The following is a 19870-nucleotide window of genomic DNA, read 5'->3' on the forward strand; positions in this document are numbered from 1 at the left end:
GGGATCCCGCATGCCCGTCAGGTGGCAATCGACCCGCCGGCGGCGCGTCCTTCGGCGGCGGCCTTGTCCGCGCGTGCCTCGGCCTCCAGTTTCGAGCACTCCAGATCGGCGTCGCGGATGATCCGCACCGCCTCGTCCACGTCGTCGGTGATCCGGATCAGGTCCAGGTCGGCCGGCGACGCCTTGCCCTGGGCGATCACCACGTCGCGCACCCAGTCGACCAGTCCGGTCCAGTAGTCGCGGCCGATCAGCACCACCGGGAAGTGGGTGACCTTGCCGGTCTGCACCAGGGTGAGCGCCTCGAACAACTCGTCCAGCGTGCCGATCCCGCCGGGCAGCACGATGAAGCCCTGCGCGTACTTGACGAACATCGTCTTGCGCGCGAAGAAGTAGCGGAAGGTGATTCCGCGATCCACGTACGGGTTCAGCCCGGACTCGAACGGCAGCTTGATGCCGACGCCCACCGACTGTCCGCCGGCGTCCCGGGCGCCCTTGTTGGCCGCCTCCATCGCGCCGGGGCCGCCGCCGGTGATCACCGCGTAGCCGGCCTCCGCCAGGGCCCGCCCGACCCGCTCGCCGATGCGGTACTCGGCCGAGCCCGGTTTGGTCCGGGCCGAGCCGAACACGCTGACCGCGCGGCCCAGGTCGGCGAGCATGCCGAAACCGTCCACGAACTCGGTCTGGATCCGCAGTACCCGCCACGCCTCGGTGCCGAGGTGCCCCATGCCGGGATGTTGTTCCTCCACCTCGCTGGGCGAGGCGAACTCGGGTGGCTCCTCCGGAGCGAATCGCGCGTCCATCCGGCCACCCTGTCACGCCGAGCCGGGGCCCGATCGCATTTTCCGCGTGCCCGGGTCAGCCGAGCCAGCGCCGCAGCCGCTCCTCGCTGTCCCCGATCAGCGCGATCTCCACATGCTCGTCCCGCTTGTGCGCCAGGTTCGGATCGCCCGGCCCGTAGTTCACCGCCGGAATGCCGAGCGCGGAGAAGCGCGCGACGTCGGTCCAGCCGAACTTGGCCCGCGGCGGGGTCCCGATCGCCGCCACGAACGCCGCCGCGGCGGGCCGGTCCAGGCCGGGCAGGGCGCCCGCGGCCTCGTCGGTGAGCACCACGTCGAACCCGGCGAACACGTCGCACACGTGCGCCAGCGCCTGCTCGACACTGCGGTTGGGCGCGAAGCGGAAGTTGACCGTCACCGCGCACACGTCCGGGATCACGTTGCCCGCGACGCCGCCCTCGATCTTCACCGCGTTCAGCCCCTCGCGGTATTCGAGGCCGTCGATCTCCACCCGCGCGCCCTCGTACGCCTGCAACCGGGCCAGGATCGGCGCCGCCGCGTGGATCGCGTTGTCGCCCAGCCACGAGCGGGCCGAGTGGGCGCGGGTGCCGGTGGTGGTCACGTCGACCCGCAACGTGCCCTGGCAACCGCCCTCCACCGCGCCGCCGGTGGGCTCCATCAGCACCGCGAAGTCGGCGACCAGCCACTCGGGGTGGTTGTTCGCCAGCCGCAGCAGCCCGTTGCGGGCGGCCTCCACCTCCTCGCAGTCGTAGAACACGTAGGTCACGTCGCGATTGGGCTCGGGCAGGTGCGCGGCGAGGCGCAGTTGCACCGCGACACCGCTCTTCATGTCGGAGGTGCCGCACCCGTACATCAGCGGACCCTCGATCCGGGACGGCACGTTGTCCGCGATCGGCACGGTGTCCAGGTGCCCCGCGATCAGGATGCGCTCGGCGCGCCCGAGTTCGGTGCGGGCGACGACCGAGTCGCCGTCGCGGTACACGGTCAGGTGCGGGAAGGCGCGCAGCGCCTCCTCCACCGCGTCGGCGAGCACCCGCTCGTCGCCGCTGACCGACGGGATGTCGACGAGTTGCGCGGTGAGCGATGCCGCGTCCTGGGACAGATCGAGCTTCACGGTCATGCCGGGAAGCCTATCCCCGTCCCCGTCCCCGAACGCGGCCCTCGGCTCCGGGCGGCCACGACCGCCCGCTCAGACCTCGTGCAGCCGCTTCACGCCCGCCGCGATCCGCTCGTCGGTCGCGGTGAACGCGAGCCGCACATGCCGATCGCCCAGCGGCCCGTAGAAGTCGCCCGGCGCGACCAGGATGCCGCGCTCGGCGAACCACGCCACGGTCTGCCAGCAGTCCTCGTCGCGCGTGGCCCACAGGTACAGGCTCGCCTGCGAGTGCTCGATCCGGAAGCCCGCCGACTCCAGGGCGCCGCGCAGCGCCGCGCGCCGGGCCGCGTAGCGCGCCTTCTGCGCGGCCACGTGCTCGTCGTCGGCGAAGGCGACGGTCATCGCCGCCTGCACCGGGCCGGACACGATGTGTCCCGAGTGTTTGCGCACCGCGAGCAGTTCGCGGATCACCGCGGGGTCACCCGTGACGAACCCGGCACGGTAGCCGGCCAGGTTGCTGCGCTTGGACAACGAGTGCACCGCGAGCAGACCGCGGTGCGAGTCGCCGCACACGTCGGGGTGCAGCACGGACACCGCCTGGGTGTCCCAGCACAGCTCGATGTAGCACTCGTCGGAGACGACCAGCACGTCGTGCTCACGGGCCCACGCCACGATCGCGCGGGTCTCCTCGAGCGTGCGCACCGCGCCGTGCGGGTTGCCCGGCGAGTTCAGCCAGATCATCCGCACCCCGGCGGGATCGGGCAGGGTGCCGTCCACCACCGGAAGCGGGGTGGCCCCGGCCAGTCGCGCGCCCACGTCGTAGGTGGGGTAAGCCAGCGCCGGGTGCGCGACGATGTCGCCCGGGCCGAGCCCGAGCTGGTTGGGCAGTGCCGCGACCAGTTCCTTCGTACCCATCACCGGGAGCACGGCGTCCGCGCTCGCCCCGGTGACGCCGAGTCGTCGGCGCAACCACCCGGCGATCGACTCGCGCAGCTCCGGCTTGCCGAACACGGTCGGGTAGCCCGGCGCGTCGGCGGCGGCGCACAGTGCGGCGCGGATCAGCTCCGGCGTGGGGTCGACGGGGGTGCCCACCGACAGGTCGACCACGCCGTCGGGATGGGCCCGCGCGCTCGCGCCGAACGGCTCGAGCCGGTCCCAGGGGAAGACGGGGAGCAGGTCGGTGACGCGACGTGCTTCCCGGCCCCGCGCTTCGGCGGGGTCGGGAAGCGGCCGCGCACCGTTGTGCGAAGCGGTCACGACGCTCTACTCGCCGGTCGCCTGCGGCGGCAACGCGGCGATGAGCGGGTGGTCCTTGGCGATCAGACCCATCTTCGAGGCGCCGCCCGGGGAGCCGAGGTCGTCGAAGAACTCCACGTTCGCCTTGTAGTAGTCCTTCCACTGCTCCGGGGTGTCGTCCTCGTAGAAAATCGCCTCGACCGGGCAGACCGGCTCGCAGGCTCCACAGTCGACGCATTCGTCGGGGTGGATGTACAGCGCACGCTCACCCTCGTAGATGCAGTCGACGGGGCACTCCTCGATGCATGCCTTGTCCTTAAGGTCGACGCAGGGCTGCGCGATGACGTAGGTCACGTCGGGTTCCTCCTCATGCGGGCGGTACAGGGTGCGCGGGAGCGCGGCAACGTCGGTGCCCGCAACTAGTATCGCGGTGGGCCGGGGCCTACTCCTAGCAGGTGGCCCTTACCTGTGGGCCGGGAACATGTCAGCAGACGTGGGCGGACGAGGTCAGCACGGATCGGGGATGCCGGACAGGTGAAGAGGATCACACCGCGGGATGTGGGCAGACGCGTGTCGGTGCGCCGCGAACTGCCGCCCGAGGACGCCGAGGCGAGCTATTCCGACGTCGTGGGCGACCTCGTGGACTGGCGCGACGGTGTGCTGACAATCACCCGCAGGGACGGCAGTATCGCCCGGGTGGCGGAAGCGAGCATCGTCGCCGCCAAGGTGGTCCCGCCACCCGTACGGCGGCTCACCCCGGCCCGCCTGCAGGACGTGGCCAGTCGGTCCTGGCCCGCGCTCGAGGTCGCCGCCTTCGGCGAGTGGCTGCTGCGCGCGGCCGGCGGATTCACCCGGCGGGCCAACTCGGTGCTGGTCCTGGGCGAGCCCGACATGCCCTTCCCGGAGGCACTCGATCGGGTGAATGCCTGGTATTCGGCGCGCGACCTGCCGACGCTGTTCCAGGTCGCGCACGAGGACCCGTTCGACCGTTTCCTCGACGCCGCCGGGTGGCCGGCCGAGGGCGACGCGTTGATGCGCACCGGGCGCCTGGTGCGCGCGGCCGACGTGCTGCGCGACGTGGACGCGGGCCGGGTCGAGGTCGGGACCACCCTCACCGACGGGTGGGTCTCGCTCTACCACCGGGTCGCGCGACACGCCGGCGGCGCCGAGCGACACGTGCTCCAGGGGCCGCCGGGGACGCTGTTCGCGACCGTGTCCGACCCGGAGTCGGGCCGGCCGGTCGCCATCGGCCGGGTGTGCGTGCTCGGCCGCTACGCGGGCTTCGCCGGCCTGGAGGTGGACCCGGCGCACCGCAGACGCGGCCACGCGCGGGCGATCGTCAAGGCGCTGACCGACCGGGCGCTCGCGGGCGGCGCGGTCACCGGCTGGCTCCAGGTGGAGTCGGACAACCGGGCGGCGCGCGAGCTCTACGACGCGCTCGGCTACACCGACCACCACGGCTACCACTACCGCCGCTCCCCGGCCGCCACGTGAGCGCTCCCGGGAGTCCCCGCGACCGGTTCGCGGCGGTCGTGCGGGCCGACGAGGTGGACCTGGCCGAGGCCGCGCTGCTGATGGGCGTCGAGGTCGATCCGGCGTTCGATCCGGCCGTGGGGATCGCCGAGTTGGAGCGGCTCGCGGCGGCGGTGCGGGCCGAGGCGGGGCCCGGCTTCGACCCGCCGGGGGCCGCCGCGGCGCTGGCGCGGGTGCTCGGCGGGCGGGCCCGGTTCCTCGGGCAGCAGTCCGACTACGCCGACCTGCGCTCGTCGCTGCTGCACGAGGTGCTGCGCCGCCGGCGCGGGTTGCCGATCCTGCTGTCGGTGGTGTGGATCGACGTCGGCCGCCGGGCCGGGCTGCCGGTGTACGGCGTCGCGTTGCCGGGACATTTCGTGGTCGGGATCGGGGATCCCGACGGCGAGTTCGAGCTGGCCGACCCCTTCCACGGCGGGGTGCCGCTGTCGGTGTCCCGGGCCCGCCGTCTGGCCGCGGAGGCGGGGGGCCGGCCCGGCGATCCGACGCTGCTGCAACCGGCGCGGCCGACCGCGATCCTGCTCCGGATGTTGAACAACATCCGCGCCTGGGCGGCGCAGCCCGAGCGCGGCATCGAGGGTGCCTGGACCCGGCTGTGGGCGGTCGAGCTGTCCCTGCTGCTCCCGCGCCACCCGGCGGCGCTGCGCCACGAGCGCGGCACACTGCTCGCCCGGACCGGCCAATTCGCGGCCGGCGCGCGGCAGTTGGAGGAGTACGCCGAACTGGTCAAGCATATCGACCCCAAGGCCGCGGACGGCATGCTCACCGAGGCGAAGGCGGCCCGGGCCCGGCTGAACTAGCCCTGCGCCCGTCCGGCGGGACTCCTCGCCGCGTCGAGAAGGCCCTCGCATCGAACAACCATAAGGTTGCCTCTTCGGTGCACCGGCGCCCGGCGGCAACCCACCCGACCCGACCCACCGGAATCGGCCACGCCCCACCCGGCGCGCGGACCGGCCCCGCGTGCCGTGCGACCGCACCGGGCCGGTGGCCGGCGCCACGCCCCGGCCCCGCCCGCGCGCTCAGCCGCCGAGTGCGCGCAGGAACGCCTCCGGCTCCTGCGCCGTCCCGCTGCACGTGGGGTCCGCGCCGGCCTCGGTCGCGGTGCCGTCGGCGCACGGTCGATCCCGCGCGGCGGACCACCACGCGACCCGTCCGAGGTGGTTCTGCCGCGCGAAGTCGGCGAACCGGCGCGCGTCCTCCAAGGTGAACACCTCCCCCGGCACGTCGTTGCGGCCGATCATCACCGTCACCGACACCCGCCGCCAGGCCTGTTCCTGGGTCAGGTGCGGCCACACCTCGCGGATCTGCGCCTGGAGCGCGTGCGCGGCGTCGGCGGCGAAGCGGCCCATCCGTCCCTGCGGCCGGGGCGCGACCCCGGCGCCGTAGTTCATCGCCTTGATGTTCACGTAGGAGACGTCGACCTGCCGCGCGGCGGCGTCCCGCAGCAGCGCCTTGGCCTCGTCGCCCAGGCCCTGGAGCGGATGCACCGGCAGCGAGTAGCCGACGTCCACCCGGCGATCCGCCCGCCGCGCGTCCTCCTGGAGCAGCCGCAGCGCCGCGTTGCGCCGCTGCACCACATCGGGGCGAACCAGCGCGCGGCCCTCGATGTCCAGATCCATCGCGTCGGTCCCGGTGGCGTCCAGGACCTGCCGGTAGGCGGCCACCAACTCCTCCGGGCTGCCGCAGGACACCGCGAGGTCGGTGCCGCCGGCGCCGCCGAAGGCGACCCTGATCGATCCGCTGGCCTCGCGCAGCGCGGCGATCCGGGCGGTGGTCGCGGGGTCGTCGAGGCGCGTCACCCCGCCCCACATCGGCCGGCAACCACCGCCGTCCACGACGTAGGCGAGGGTGCGGTCGCGCACGCCGGACGATCCGGCCCGGGTGGGGTCGAGAGTCATGTCCAGGTAGGGCGCGAGGTGTTCGATCGTGCCCGACCGCGGCGTGGCGTCGGTCGGGGACGTGGTCACCGGCGGGGCCGCGGGGGGCGACGTCGTCCCGCCGCCCCGGCCGGTGCCGGTCGGCGTCGGGGTGCCGGTGTGCCGGTCGAGGCCGGCGGACGGGCTCGCGGCCGGCGTCGAGCCGGGCGGGGTGGCCCGCTCGTCCGGTCCGGTCCCGGCCGACCCGCCGCACGGCTTGTCGTTGATCGTGCAGGCGGTCGGCCCGTCGGCGCGGACCGGCTCGGTCGCGGTCGGCACGCCGACCCCGTCCCGGCGGACCTCGAAGCCGACCACGATGCTCTCGCCCGGCCGCAGCGCCCGGTTCCAGTTCTCGTTGCGCACCGTGTAGCGGCCGGCCGCCGGTTCGAGCCGGCCGTTCCATACGGTGGCGATCCGCGTTCCCGCTGGCAGGTCGAAGCGCAGGGTCCAGCCCTCGACCGTGTCGGAGCCGGCGTTGCGCAGCACGTACTGGCCGCTGTAGCCGCTGGGCCAGGATCCGGTGCGCACGTAGTCGGCGCTGAGCAGGTGGTCGGCGTCGGACGAGTCCCCGGACAGCGCCACCACCAAGGCGGCCGGCAACGCGGCGAGCACGGCGCTCGCGACGGCCCAGCGGATGCGTTCCCGACGGGGACGACGGGTGCCCGGTTCGGGACCGCCTGCCCGGTGCGACCCCATGCCCATTCCTCCGACATCCTCTCCGACGGCACTCGGGCCGCCGGGCACGAGGACTCTACCGGCCTTCGGGCCCCGGTCCCATCGATCCTTCCGGGGCGACCGGCGGGAAGGATCCGTTGTCCCACAACGGGGGATGCCGGTCCCACATTCCGTCGGCGACCCGTACGTCACCGGGGCGACCGCGCGATCCGGACACCCGTACCGGCGCCGGTCAGAGCCAGCCGTTGTCGTGCGCGATGCGCACCGCGTCCGCCCGGTTGCGGGCGTGCGTCTTGCCGATGCACGAGGACAGGTGGTTGCGCACGGTGCCCTCGGACAGGCGCAGCACGGTGGCGATCTCGGACACCGTCGAGCCGCCCGACGCCGCGCGCAGCACGTCTCGCTCGCGCTCGGTCAGCGGGTCGGCGCCGACCGAGAGCGCGGTGGCCGCGAGCGTGGGGTCGATCACCCGCTCGCCGCGCAGCACCCGGCGTACGGCGTCGGCCAGTTGCGCGGCGGGTGCGTCCTTGACCAGGAACGCGTCCGCGCCCGCCTCCATCGCCCGGCGCAGATAGCCGGGGCGGCCGAACGTGGTCAGGATGACGATCCGGCAACCGGGCAGCGCCCGGCGCAACTCGGCGGCGGCGGCCAGACCGTCCCGTCCCGGCATCTCGATGTCGAGCAGCGCCACATCGGCGCCGCTCGCCCGCACCGCCTCGACCACCTCGTCCCCGCGCGCGACCTGGGCGACGACCCGGATGTCCTCCTCCAGGCCGAGCAGCGCGGCGAGCGCCTCGCGCACCATGGCCTGGTCCTCGGCGAGCAGTACGTTGATCACGGGCCGAACGTTAGCGGGTCGCTTCCGGTGCTCCGGGGGCAATCCGGCGCTCGGCGGTCTTTCCGGGAAGCACCGGGACCGAAGCGGTCAACCCGAACCCGCGCCCGTGCTCCCCGCCGCCGACCTCGATGGTGCCGTGGGCCAGGGCGAATCGCTCGCGCAGCCCGGTCAGCCCGTTGCCCTCACCACCCGTCGCGCCGCGCCCGTCGTCGCGGATGTCCAGTCGCCACGTCGCGCCGGTGTCCAGGCGCACCGTGCAGCGCCGCGCGCCGCTGTGCCGCATCGTGTTGGTGACCGCCTCGCGCAACGCCCAGGCGAGCACCGCCTCCGCCTCCGGGTCCGGGCACTCCGGCCACTGCTCGGGCACCACGGTCAGCTCGATGCCCACCGCGCGCGCCGCGATCCGGGCGCCCGCCAGCTCGACCGCGAAGGTCGGCCGCCGGTAGCCGCTCACCGCCTCGCGCACGTCCACCAGCGCCTGCCGGCCGACCCGCTCGATGTCGGCGACCTGTTCGGCCGCGCGGTCCACGTGCTCGGGGAGGAAGCGGCCGGCGAGTTCGCTCTTGAGGGTGATCAGCGACAACGAGTGGCCGAGCACGTCGTGCAGGTCGCGGGCCATCCGCAGGCGTTCCTCGCTGGCCGAGAGCCGGGCCACGATCTCCCGGGCCTCGCGCAGTTCGACCAGGGTCTCCAGGAGTCGGCGCACCCCGATCATCACCCCGCCGGTGAGCACCGTGACGAACGCCAGGACCAGCAGGTCGTTGCCGGCCGCGCCGAGCAGCACACCGAGCCCGAGCCCGGAGGCCGCGCAGCCCAGGATCCCCCACATCGACCACGGGAAGCGCAGCCCGGCCCCGACCGACACCGCGACGTAGACCATCAGGCCGAGCCAGGCGTCGTCGAAGGTCAGGATCAGCCCGACCGAGACCGCCCACAGCAGCAGGCAGGCCCCCAACTGGGCCCGCTCGGTGTCGAGCGCCCGGCGCAGCACCGCCTCCACCCGACCGAACAGGCCGAACCAGCCGACCCCGCCGAACACCAGCGCGACGTAGCAGACCACCACCACGAGCAGCCCGATCGAGCCCACCGTCAGACGTACCGGCCCGTACCCCTCGGTGGCCAGGTCGTGCACCACCGGGGTCAGGAAGAACAACCAGAGCAACGACCACGACATCCGGATGGCCCGCCCACGCGTCGAGTCCTGCCGTGTCGGGTCCGACCACCGCATGTCACGCGCTCCTTCTCGGGAACAGGTCCCACCACGCCTCGGGACCGTCCCGTCGGGCGAGCGGCCCCGGATCAGGCCGCCACCTTCTGCTCGTCGCGACGGTAGCGCCAGGCGGCCAGCGCGGTGAACGCGGCCAGGTACACCGCGAGCACCACCACGTCGGCGACGCGGGGCCGATGCCCGGCCAGCACCTCCCAGCCCAATTGCCCGTAGCGATACGTCGGCATCACGTGGCCGATGTCCTGGAGGATCTGCGGAAACCCGCTCAGCGGGACCCACATGCCACCCAGCACCGCCATGCCCAGGTAGACCAGCATGAACAGCGGCTGCGCGGAGTCGGGGGCGACCAGGTAGCCGAGCCCGATCCCGAGCACGGCGAACACGAACGAGCCGAACCACAGCGCGATCACGATCACGCCCCACTGCCACGCGTCCAGTCGCACCCCGCGCAGGAAGCCGGTGCCCAGCACGAGCACGATCGCGGGCAGACCGACCACCGCCGCCGAGACGAGCTTGGAGATCACGTACTGCCGCCCGGTGAGCGTGGTCAGCCGCAACTGCCGGGTCCAGCCGCTCTGCCGCTCCGCCGCGATCCGCTGCACACCGGCGCTGAGCACCGCGCCGACCGCGCCGAACGAGGCCATCGACACCATCACGTACGCGGACACGTCGGTACCGTCCACGTCTCCCGACTGGCTGCCGAAGATCAGGTACATCGCGACCGGATACGCCAGCGTGAAGAGCAGGTAGCGCCGGTTGCGCAACATCCTCAGCACTTCGAGTCTCATCAACGTCCTCATGCCGGGATGCCCTTTCCTTCCGCCTCGTCCGCCTGCTGGGTGATCGCCAGGAACGCCTGCTCCAGACCGAGACCGGCGACCTCCAGGCCGCGCGGACGCAGGCCGGCGGCGTAGATCGCGGCCACCGTCTCGTCGGCGTCGCCGCTGCGGATGCGCACGGTGTGGCCGCTCAGTTCGATGTGCGCGACGCCGGGCAGGGCGCGCAGCACGGCCTCGTCCCGCTCGACCGCCCGGTCCAGGTCGAAGGCGATCCGGCGCAGCCCGGCCCGGGCCTTGATCTGCGCGGCGCTGGCGTCGGCGAGCAGCCGCCCCCGGTGCAGCACGAGCACCCGGTCGGCGACGTTGTCCGCCTCCTCCAGGTAGTGCGTCGCGAACAACACGGTGCGGCCCAGTTCGGCCTGCTCGCGCATGCTGACCCAAAACCGCTGCCGGCTGTCCACGTCCATCCCGGTGGTGGGCTCGTCCAGGACGATCAGGTCCACCTCACCCGCGATCGCCATCGCGAAGCGCACCCGCTGGGCCTGGCCGCCGGAGAGCTTGTCGACGTTCTTGTCGACCAGGTCCTCGATGCCGGCGCGACGCAGCACGTCCGCACGCGGCAGCGGGCGCGGATGCAGGTCGCGGGCCAGGCCGATCATCTCGCCGACGGTCACGTCCGGCATCAGGCCGCCGCTTTGCAGCATCGCGCCGACCCGACCGCGCCGGATCGCTTCGCGCGGATCGCCGCCGAACAGCGCGACCGTGCCCTCGGTGGGCCGGCTCAGCCCGAGCAACAGGTCGAGCGTGGTCGACTTGCCGGCACCGTTGGGCCCGAGCAGCGCGACGGTCTCCCCCTGGCGCAGTTCGAGGTCGAGCCCGTCCACGGCGCGCAGTTCACCGAAGCACTTGCTCACCCCGCCGAGCGCGACGGCCGGCGCGGTCGTCTGTTTCCCAGCCGTGATCGTCATGCGCCCAGCCTGGCCGACCACCCGCGGCCGGCGAAGTGGGAAACCTCCTGATCAGGGCATGACAGATGTCATGGGTGCCGTGTCCAACCCCCGCGAACCGCCGCCCCCGGGCGCTAGCGTGGCCGCCATGGTGCGACTGACCGACTCCCAGACCGGCAAGTCCGAACTCGTGACCACCTCGATCGGCAGGCGGGTGCGAGTGGCCTACCCGAGCCGTTCGCTGCGCGCGGCGATCATCGCCGACACCTTCCGCCGGGTCGCCGGCCGACACCACCTGACCGTGACCGTCCACCACCTGCCCTATCGCGCGCGGGTGGCGGACGCGGCGGGCTACGGCCGGTACAACATGCCGCTGCCCGCCCCGGGGCAACCCGACGGCGCGATCGACCTGTACTTCGGCGAGGACGGCGACGAGGGGCCGCGCGCCCGGGTGCACGTGCTGCATCCGGCCGCGGTGGTCGACGCCGCGCCCCGCCGACCGGTCCCGCACCCCGAGGATCCGCTCGTGTTGCGGCTGATCCTGCTCTCGCTGGCCGCCGACGAGCCGCTGCGCGCGGACCACGCCGGGTATCACGGGGCGGCCGACGCGACGGCCGTCCTCGCCGAACTGCGCGCCCGGACCGCCACGTGCGCCGAGTCCCCGTCCGCGCCGATGCCGGCCGAGGCGATCGGGCCGATCCACGCGGCGCTCGACGCCGACCTGGACACCCGCACGGCGGTCCGGCTCCTGGTCGAACTGGCCCGCGACGAGAAGGTGGCGCCGGGGGCGCGTTTCGAGGCGCTGGCACACGTCGACCGGTTCCTGGCCCTCGACCTGTCGCGGGACGTGGGCCGCTCCGGGCCGTGAGGCGAGGGCGTCGCGGGGCGGGGCCGACACGGCGAAGGCGGGGCCGGATCGCCTGTCGTGCGATCCGGCCCCGCCTCATACGCGCGCCGCCCCGGCAGCCGCTAGGCCTAGTCGTCCGACATCCGTACCGGCATCGCGCCCGGCGGGGGTGAGTCGGCCGTGCGGCCCTGGCCCTCGCCCTCGCCCGCGCCGCCGGTCTTGTCACAGGTGATCTTGTCGGCCGGGTCGTACTTGGTGTGGAACTTCTCCCGGGCGGTTTCCTTGCCGCCCTGGATGAACACCCGGGTCACGTCGATCTTGAACCCGTCCGACGCGGCCTGCTCCACGCAGCCCGCCGACTTGTCCACCACCGACTTGGGCTTGATCACGTCGTACTTGCTGCCGGGCTCGGCCTTGATGTCGTCGTACTTGCGGGTGCCGAACAGCGTCACGGTCACCGTGGAGTCGGTGTACGTGGACTCCAGGTAGACGTTCTTCCCCGAGTCGTTCTGGAACTTCAGGTCCAGCGACGGCCAGGCCACCGTGGCCTCGCGACCGGCCGGGTAGCGGTCGATCCAGAAGCTGTGCGGGCGGTGCATCACGTCCTTGAGCCCGGCGAAGAACACCGCGTTGAACGTGGTCGTGGCCACCTGCGAGACGCCGCCGCCGAAGTCGGTCTGGAAGCGCCCGTTGTTGATGATCGTGCCCTTGGCGAAGCCGTTCTCCGCGGTGCGCTCGCCGACCGTCTTGTTCAGGCTCCAGGTGTCGCCCGGCTTGATCACCGATCCGGTGATCAGATCGGCGGCCCGGTGGATGTTGGTCAACCGGTACGCGGCGTACGGGTAGTTCGTGGTGTAGGTCGACATCACCTCGGTGATGCCCAGCTTGTTCGCCGCCTCCGTGGTCAGCGCGGGCTCGACCGGGCCGAGGTTGACCTTCGCGGTGCGCGCCGTGCCGGACTTGGTCAGCACGGACAACACCGCGTCGGCCGCCGTGGCGCCGGAGACGCCCTTGCCGGACACGGACGGCACGACGGTGACCTTGGCGCCGGCCGCGAGCTTGCCCTCGACCTTGAAGGTGGCGTTCTTCGGCTTCTCGCCGACCGAGGAGAAGGTCTGGCCCAGTTCCTCCTGGAGACCGTTCGCGTCGATCCTGGGCTGCAGCTTCCCGGCGGCGTCCGGGACCATGGTGAGGTACTTGGCCAGCGCCGGCGGGTTCAGCTTGAAGGACTTGGTACCGGCCGTCAGGGTCACCGGCCCCGACATCGCGGGCACCGCGAACTCGCGCATCGCCCGGTCCACTTCGGCCTGGGTGACCTTGGGATCGGCGGCCTTGGTCGGCAACGCGACCGGACCGCCGCCGTGCAGGAAGGCCGCCTCGACCAGCTTGATCGCGGCGGGGGTGTCCAGCACCTTGCCCTTGGCCGGCGGCACCGCGGTGGCCTGGCCGCTCGCGAACGAGATCCCGCCGTCGACCTGCGCACCGCCGGCCTCGGCGGCCAGCGCCTCCAGCGCGGCGCCCAGCTTGACCGGGTCCACCACGGTGCGCGGCTGGGTCTCCCGGGTCTTGCCGAACATCGCGGGCACCGAGGTGAGCGGGTTCATGCCGCCCTTGCTCGCCTCGCTGACGGTCGCGCGCGCGTCCAGGAGCAGCCCGGACGCGGCCGGTTCCAGCCGCAGTTCCTTGCCGCCGAGGTCGAGCGTTATCGGCTTGGTGGTGCGGTCGCCGAGCTTTTGTTCGAGCGTACGCACCGCCTCGTCGCGGGACTGGCCGCCGATGTTGACGCCGAGCACCGAGGTGCCGCGCGGCACCCCGCCGCCGGCGTAGGCCAGCGACGCGCCGTACACCCCGCCGAGGACCGCGATCCCGGCCGCGCACGCGATCAGCGCCTTCGGCTTGCGCCGTCGGGGCGGGGCCGGGGCCGGGCGCGCCTCGTCGGTCCGCTCCTCGGCGCCGGCCGGGTGCTCCGCGGCGGTCCCGGCCGCGTCGGTCGTGCCGTACTGCGGGAACCCGTGGTCGGCGGCGTCCTGTTCCTGCATCGTGCGGTATTCGTACGGCCCGTCCGAGTCGCCGTCCAGGGTCCACCGCGGCGCCTCCTGCGAGGGCAGCGGGGCCTGACCGCGCAGCACCACCGGCGGGATCGGCCGCGACCCCGGGATCTTGATGCTGACCCGGGTGGTCATCGTCTGGTCGCCCGAATCGCCCGAGTCGCCCGAGTCCGCAGGCATTTCGGCGTCCGTGCCGCCCCCGGCCGGCGGGGTCGGCGCGGGGCCGGCCTCCGGAGTGCCGAAGCCGGCGATCAGCCGACGCCGGCCCACCCGGTTCGGCAGCGCGCCGCCCTCGGGCGCCGACCGGGCCGCGTCCGAGACGCCCGGATCGATCGGGTGCACGACCGGCCGGCCCTCGGTGGGCACCCCGCGGCCGGCCTCGTCCGGGCCCGGCCCCGACGCTCCCGCGCCATGCTCGCCCGCGACGCCGTAGGCGGTGTTCGGCGGTAGCGGCCGTTGTTGCTCGTGCGCCGGCGCCGGTCCGGGCTGTCCCGGCACATACGGCGTGACCGGCGCGTCCGCGAACGGCACGGGTCCGGGCGCACCGGTGCCCTCGGTGGTCAGGCTCCTGGCTCCGGAGGCGCCGGGGACCCGCTGCGGCAGGCCGCCCGGTCCCGGCGGCGCGGCCGGCTGCCGGGGCGGCTGCGCGACGGGCGGCACGTCGTCGTCCGCGCTGGGCCACGACGAACCTCCCGGCGGCCCCGCGACGGGCGCGGGCCGGGGCGGTTCGTCGTCGAACCACGACGCGAACTCGTCGTCGTCCCCGAACGGATCGGGGGACGGATGCGGAGACGACGCGGGCGCGGCGGATCGCTCGCGGGCGGCGGGCGCCGCCGACGACGGCCGCCCGCGTCCGAAGAACGGATGCGGATCACCATCGTGATCGTCGCGGCGCGGCTGCGCGCCCGGGTCGTCGGGCGTGGGGGGCTGGTCGTTACTCACGAAGAACGAGCTCTCCGACAGCTGAAGGTTGCGTGGCGGCGCACGGCCGCCCCCGCCCGGGATCGGACGGTATCCGGGAAAGTGCGACGGCGGTGCGTTGACACCCGCCGCGTGCGGGTCGTGACACGGCCTTCGAGGGATCTGGTACTCCCCGCCGAAGGCACGTGGGCGAACTCGGCCACCGAGGTTGCCCGGTACGACGGGCCGGAGGAGTCGGCCGCGACGGCCCCACGGACAGGGCATGACACGTACCGCACCTCGGCACACACAATACTGCGCTCCTGCCACACCGTTACCCCGCACCGTCGTGTGCCTCTCGGCACGCGCCGTCGGCAAGCATGGCGGCGCAAGGGGTTCACCTCGTCCGTGTCTTCACCGATTCACCCGAAAGAAGGACGGGTTTGATGCCGCCCCAGGGGTAGGTGGCGGCGGCGACACCGATGATGGTGCCACCCAGGAGGTAGATGTACGAGAGGAAGCCGCTGACGAAGACCCAGTCGCCCTCGGGCTTGGTCCAACTCGCCAGCCACAACACGGTGAGCATCCAGGCGCCGACCGGCACCGCGGCCCCGGCCTTGGCCTTCAGCAGCGAGCCGCCGGCGACGAACAGGCCGCCGCTCCCCGCGAGCGAGACGATCAACCCGGCGGGCGGGTAGGCCGCCTGGGTGAACGCCCCGATGAAGGCGATCACCGCGCCGAGCAGGAACAGCACGACGTATGCCGCGACGCGGCCGGCTTTCTCTGGCACGAGGGCTACCTTACGGGCGCAGTCCGGCGAACAGGTCGTCCTCGCGGCCGTCCGGGCCGGTGGGCCCGAGGTCGCCGCGGACCAGTCGATAGTGCTCGACCGCCATGATGCTCTGGCCGATGTTGTTGGACAGCGCGAAGAAGCCGTCCTCCACCGAGACCTGGGTGGGATAGGCGCGCAGCGCCTCGAACTTGGCCTCCAGGTGGGCGCCCGCGTCCACCGCGGTGGTGACCTGGTCGTCGTCGACCGCGAACGGCAACTCGTCCACCTCGACCGCGGTGAACGGTACGTCCTGCCCGGCCTCGATCATGCGCTGGATGCCGGCCTTGAGAATCGACCGGGGCATCACGTTGTAGTAGATCTTCGCGATCGTCCACGACTCGCCCTCACCCTCGGCGTGGGTCGGGTCGGCGGCCAACTCGGCCGCGCGCAGCGCCACCCGGTGGGCCTGGATGTGGTCGGGGTGGCCGTAGCCGCCGCGCTCGTCGTAGGTGGCGAGCACCTGCGGCCGCACCTCGCGGATCACCGGCACCAGGTGCGCGGCGGCCTCCTCCACGTCGGCCTGCCAGAAGCAGTCGGGCCGCGCGTTGCTCGGCACACCCATCATCCCGGAGTCGCGGTAGCGACCCGGACCGCCCAGGAACCGCTGGTCGAAGACGCCCAGCGCCTTCATCGAGTCGGCGATCTCGGTCATCCGGTGCGGCCCGAGCCCGTCCTCGCGGTCGGCCGCCAGATGGGCCAGCTCGGGCACCAGGATCTCGCCCTCCTCGCCGAGGGTGCAGGTGACGAGCGTGACGTGCACACCCTCGGCCGCGTACCGCGCCATGGACGCGCCGTTGTTGATCACTTCGTCGTCCGGGTGGGCATGGACGAGCAGCAGTCGCAGCGGGCTCTCGGCAGTGCGTTCGGTCATGCGCGACAGCCTACGCGCGCCTGCGGACACCCCCGGGACCGCCCGTTCAGGCCCCGCGCCCGGGCGGCGCCGCGTGCACCGCGACCAGGTAGTCGCCGCCGGGCACCCAGGGCTCGCGGTCCCATCCGGCGTAGCGGGTGCGGCGCACCAGGCCGGCCGCCGCGCACACGTCCTCGTACTCGGCGGCGGTGATCGTGGCCCCGACCCCGTCCGGGCCGCCCGCGAGGCTGAATCCGCTGACCAGGATCCCGCCCGGGCGCAACATCGCGGCCAGCGCGCGCACCACCTCGGCCTCGCTGCCGGGGGTCAGGAAGATCATCACGTTGCCCGCGGCCACGACCAGGTCGAAGCTCCCGCGCCCGCCGAGCCGCAGCGGGTCCAGGTCGGCCAGATCGTCGAGCACCCAGGTCAGACCGGGCGCCGCGGCCTCGGCCTCGGCCAGCATCGACGCGTCCAGGTCGACGCCGACCACCTCGTGGCCCTGCCGGGCCAGCTCGATCGCCACCCGCCCGGTGCCGCATCCCGCGTCGAGAACGCGGGCGGGCTCGGGCAGCAGGTCGTCGCAGAACCGGGCCTCGCCGTGCAGGTCACGCCCCTCGGCCGCGAGCCGGCGAAACCGCTCGGCGTATTCGGGCCCTCGGGTGCCACCGGTATTGGCCAGCCATCGATTGGTCATGACAGACCAGCCTACAAACCCCGGCCCACAGCCGACCCGGCAGCGACCTCACGGCCCACACCGACGGCGGCTCACGCCCGAACGGCACCCGTCAGAAATGAATCCCGTTCACCACTCCCGCGAAGCTCGTGCCCGCGTCGCGGATCGAGGGGGCCATCGACGTCGCGGAGAGGTAGAAGCCGAGCAGGGCACAGATGATCGCGTGCATCGGCTTGAGCGACGACTTCCGGACGAAGAAGACGACGGTGACACCGAGCAGCAGCACGGCGGAGACGGACACCACCACAGTCACGCACCTCCTGTGCGCAGGGACCCGCAGTTCGTGCTCGGGGAAGCCGGCCTGTGGGCCCAAAGGGACATGTCTACACACCGAATGTAAGCCAACGGTCACGAACCGCGTTCACTCGTTCAGCGGGCGCGAGGTGGTGTTCGTACGGCCGTCCCACTCTCCCCCGGTCTCCCCTCCCCGTGTGCGTACGTCCCCGTACGCTGTGGCACATGAGCTCGGAGATCACATTTCCCCGGCAATACGCCCGCACGCAGCGCTTCACCCAAGGCGCTCCACGCAGCTTCGGCTTCGCCGACGGCCGGATCACATTCCTGCGGTCCAAAGCCGCCGACGACTCCACCACCTGCCTGTGGATCCTGGATCCGGACACCGGCGACGAGCGCCTGGTGGCCGACCCCGCGACGCTGCTCGGCGGCGCGGCCGAGGACCTGTCCGCCGAGGAGCGGGCCCGGCGCGAGCGCAGTCGCGAGGGGGCGGCCGGCATCGTCGGCTACGCGCTCGACAGTGCGGGGGATCTGGCGGTATTCACCCTTTCGGGCCGGCTGTTCGCCGTGTCGCTGTCCGCCGGCGAGGCGCCGCGCGAGCTGGCCGTGCCCGGTCCGGTGATCGACCCGCGACCCTCGCCCACCGGCGAGTGGATCGCCTACGTGTCCGCCGGCACGCTGCGGGTGGTGGGCGCCGACGGCTCCGGCGATCGCGCGCTCGCCGAGCCCGACGGCGACGACGTCACCTGGGGCCTCGCCGAGTTCATCGCCGCCGAGGAGATGAACCGCTTCCGGGGCTACTGGTGGGCCCCCGACGGCTCCGCGCTGATCGCCGCGCGCGTGGACAACGCGCCCGTGGACCGCTGGTGGATCAGCGACCCGGCCAACCCGGCCGCGGCGCCGAGCGAGGTGGCCTACCCGGCGGCCGGCACCGCCAACGCCGAGGTCACCGCGTGGCTGATCGGCCTCGACGGCGCCCGGACGGAGCTGACCTGGGACCACGACGCCTACCCCTACCTGGCGAGCGTGCACTGGTCGGCCGGTGGCGACCCGCTCCTGAGCCTGCAACCGCGCGACCAGAAGGTGCTGCTCACCCTCGCCGTCGACGTGGCCGCCGGGACCACCCGCGAGCTGCACCGCGAGCACGACGACGTGTGGATCGACCTGGTTCCGGGCGTGCCCGCGTGGACGCCCGACGGCCGGCTGGTCCGCCTCGTCGACGCCGACGGTGCGCGGCGTGTGGTGGTCGCCGACAAGGAGCTGACCGACCGGCGCCTGTTCGTGCGCTCGATCCTGGACGTGGCCGATGAGGACGTGCTGATCACCGCGTCGGCCGGCACCGACGCGAGCGCGCCGGAGATCGGTGAGATCCACGTGTACCGGGTCGCCCCCGACGGGGTCACCCGGGTGAGCGCCGAACCCGGCGTGCACACCGCGGTGCGCGCCGGCGACACCACGGTCCTGGTCTCCGCCACGCCGGAGCGCTTCGGCGCCCGGGTCGCGGTGCTGCGCGGCGGCGCCGAGATCGCCGCGGTCACCTCGCACGCGGCCACCCCGGTGCTCACCCCCCGGGTCGAACTGCTCCGCGCCGGCGCCCGCGGCATCCCGTGCGCGCTGATCCTGCCGACCGGGTTCGACCCCGCGTCCGGCGAGCGGCTGCCGATCCTGATGGACCCGTACGGCGGCCCGCACGGCCCGCGCGTGCTCGCCGCGCGCAACCCGCACCTGACCTCGCAGTGGTTCGCCGACCAGGGCTTCGCGGTGCTGGTCGCCGACGGCCGGGGCACCCCGGGCCACTCCCCCGAGTGGGAGAAGTCGGTCCACCTCGACCTCGGCCCGATCAGCCTCCAGGACCAGGTGGACGCCCTGGAGGCGGTCGCCGCCGAGCGGCCGTGGCTGGACACCACGCGGGTGGGCATCCGCGGCTGGTCCTACGGCGGCTACCTGGCCGCGCTCGCCGTGCTGCGCCGCCCCGACGTGTTCCACGCGGCGGTCGCCGGCGCGCCGGTGACCGACATGGCGCTCTACGACACGCACTACACCGAGCGCTACTACGGCATGCCCGCCGAGCAGGTCGAGGCGTACCGGCGCGGTTCGCTGGTGTCCGGCTCCCGGCTGGGCGAGGTGTCCTCGACCCGACGGGCGCTGATGCTGGTGCACGGCCTCGCCGACGACAACGTGGTCGCGGCGCACACGCTGCGGCTGAGCGGCGCGCTGCTCGCGGCCGGCTATCCGCACGAGGTGCTGCCGCTGTCCGGGGTCACCCACATGACCCCGCAGGAGCAGGTCGCGGAGAACCTGCTGCTGTTCCAGGTCGAGTTCCTGCACCGCTCGCTCGCCCGGCCCGCGAGCGACTGACGCCCGCCGCACACGACGACGCC

General features: G+C 73.3%; 18 protein-coding genes. 4 read left to right on the top strand and 14 right to left on the bottom strand.

The genetic code is table 11. The features are described from left to right. Nucleotides 1–17: 17 nt before the first annotated feature. From ACFRCG_RS40915 to fdxA, 4 genes are all read right to left on the bottom strand, one after another. A complete protein-coding gene (locus ACFRCG_RS40915) occupies nucleotides 18–800 on the bottom strand; it encodes a TIGR00730 family Rossman fold protein (protein WP_380041134.1) in 783 nt (260 codons plus the stop codon). A gap of 55 nt (nucleotides 801–855) precedes the next feature. Continuing rightward, complete coding sequence (gene dapE / locus ACFRCG_RS40920; RefSeq protein ID WP_380041136.1) at nucleotides 856–1917, bottom strand: succinyl-diaminopimelate desuccinylase; 1062 nt, start codon at nucleotides 1915–1917, stop codon at nucleotides 856–858. Between the two features lie 69 nt (nucleotides 1918–1986). Next, nucleotides 1987–3069: a succinyldiaminopimelate transaminase gene (dapC, locus tag ACFRCG_RS40925; protein WP_380041170.1), complete on the bottom strand. Its 1083-nt coding sequence runs from the start codon at nucleotides 3067–3069 to the stop codon at nucleotides 1987–1989. A gap of 87 nt (nucleotides 3070–3156) precedes the next feature. Beyond that, on the bottom strand, nucleotides 3157–3483 hold the full coding sequence (gene fdxA / locus ACFRCG_RS40930) for a ferredoxin (RefSeq protein WP_020556628.1): 327 nt from the start codon (nucleotides 3481–3483) through the stop codon (nucleotides 3157–3159). A gap of 204 nt (nucleotides 3484–3687) precedes the next feature. On the opposite strand from fdxA, the gene ACFRCG_RS40935 reads away from it, so the two are divergent. Both ACFRCG_RS40935 and ACFRCG_RS40940 read left to right on the top strand, forming a co-directional pair. Further along, entirely contained in the window at nucleotides 3688–4623 is a 936-nt protein-coding gene (locus ACFRCG_RS40935; RefSeq protein WP_380041138.1) for a GNAT family N-acetyltransferase, read from the top strand. After that, nucleotides 4620–5459 carry a SirB1 family protein gene (locus ACFRCG_RS40940; RefSeq protein ID WP_380041140.1) on the top strand — a complete coding sequence of 280 codons (840 nt, stop codon included), beginning with the start codon at nucleotides 4620–4622 and terminating at the stop codon, nucleotides 5457–5459. The genes ACFRCG_RS40935 and ACFRCG_RS40940 overlap by 4 nt, the downstream gene beginning before the upstream one ends. 219 nt (nucleotides 5460–5678) lie before the next feature. Here the strand turns inward: ACFRCG_RS40940 and ACFRCG_RS40945 are convergent, their stop codons facing one another. From ACFRCG_RS40945 to ACFRCG_RS40965, 5 genes are all read right to left on the bottom strand, one after another. Then, entirely contained in the window at nucleotides 5679–7271 is a 1593-nt protein-coding gene (locus tag ACFRCG_RS40945; protein ID WP_380041142.1) for a cellulose binding domain-containing protein, read from the bottom strand. 211 nt (nucleotides 7272–7482) lie between these two features. Next, on the bottom strand, nucleotides 7483–8088 hold the full coding sequence (locus ACFRCG_RS40950) for a response regulator (protein WP_380041144.1): 606 nt from the start codon (nucleotides 8086–8088) through the stop codon (nucleotides 7483–7485). A gap of 10 nt (nucleotides 8089–8098) precedes the next feature. After that, on the bottom strand, nucleotides 8099–9316 hold the full coding sequence (locus tag ACFRCG_RS40955) for a sensor histidine kinase (protein WP_380041146.1): 1218 nt from the start codon (nucleotides 9314–9316) through the stop codon (nucleotides 8099–8101). A gap of 71 nt (nucleotides 9317–9387) precedes the next feature. Continuing rightward, nucleotides 9388–10104 carry an ABC transporter permease gene (locus tag ACFRCG_RS40960; protein ID WP_380041148.1) on the bottom strand — a complete coding sequence of 239 codons (717 nt, stop codon included), beginning with the start codon at nucleotides 10102–10104 and terminating at the stop codon, nucleotides 9388–9390. A gap of 8 nt (nucleotides 10105–10112) precedes the next feature. Beyond that, a complete protein-coding gene (locus tag ACFRCG_RS40965; protein WP_380041150.1) occupies nucleotides 10113–11063 on the bottom strand; it encodes an ABC transporter ATP-binding protein in 951 nt (316 codons plus the stop codon). A 127-nt stretch (nucleotides 11064–11190) separates the two neighbouring features. Between ACFRCG_RS40965 and ACFRCG_RS40970 the strand changes: the two genes are divergently transcribed. Beyond that, complete coding sequence (locus tag ACFRCG_RS40970; RefSeq protein WP_380041152.1) at nucleotides 11191–11910, top strand: hypothetical protein; 720 nt, start codon at nucleotides 11191–11193, stop codon at nucleotides 11908–11910. 107 nt (nucleotides 11911–12017) lie between these two features. Here ACFRCG_RS40970 and ACFRCG_RS40975 read toward each other — a convergent pair whose 3' ends face one another. From ACFRCG_RS40975 to ACFRCG_RS40995, 5 genes are all read right to left on the bottom strand, one after another. Beyond that, nucleotides 12018–14879, bottom strand: coding sequence for a VanW family protein (locus ACFRCG_RS40975; RefSeq protein ID WP_380041154.1), 2862 nt, complete (start codon nucleotides 14877–14879; stop codon nucleotides 12018–12020). 355 nt (nucleotides 14880–15234) lie between these two features. Continuing rightward, a complete protein-coding gene (locus ACFRCG_RS40980; RefSeq protein WP_380041156.1) occupies nucleotides 15235–15627 on the bottom strand; it encodes a DUF6113 family protein in 393 nt (130 codons plus the stop codon). Between the two features lie 10 nt (nucleotides 15628–15637). Continuing rightward, nucleotides 15638–16540 carry an N-acetyl-1-D-myo-inositol-2-amino-2-deoxy-alpha-D-glucopyranoside deacetylase gene (gene mshB, locus ACFRCG_RS40985; RefSeq protein WP_380041158.1) on the bottom strand — a complete coding sequence of 301 codons (903 nt, stop codon included), beginning with the start codon at nucleotides 16538–16540 and terminating at the stop codon, nucleotides 15638–15640. Between the two features lie 46 nt (nucleotides 16541–16586). Further along, entirely contained in the window at nucleotides 16587–17216 is a 630-nt protein-coding gene (locus ACFRCG_RS40990) for a class I SAM-dependent methyltransferase (RefSeq protein WP_380041160.1), read from the bottom strand. 91 nt (nucleotides 17217–17307) lie between these two features. After that, a complete protein-coding gene (locus ACFRCG_RS40995; RefSeq protein ID WP_380000028.1) occupies nucleotides 17308–17502 on the bottom strand; it encodes a DUF2304 domain-containing protein in 195 nt (64 codons plus the stop codon). Nucleotides 17503–17714: 212 nt separating this feature from the next. On the opposite strand from ACFRCG_RS40995, the gene ACFRCG_RS41000 reads away from it, so the two are divergent. Next, nucleotides 17715–19847, top strand: a complete 2133-nt coding sequence (locus tag ACFRCG_RS41000; protein ID WP_380041162.1) for a prolyl oligopeptidase family serine peptidase — start codon at nucleotides 17715–17717, stop codon at nucleotides 19845–19847. Nucleotides 19848–19870: the final 23 nt, after the last annotated feature.

The organism is Embleya sp. NPDC056575 (genome assembly GCF_042793325.1).
GTDB lineage: Bacteria > Actinomycetota > Actinomycetes > Streptomycetales > Streptomycetaceae > Embleya.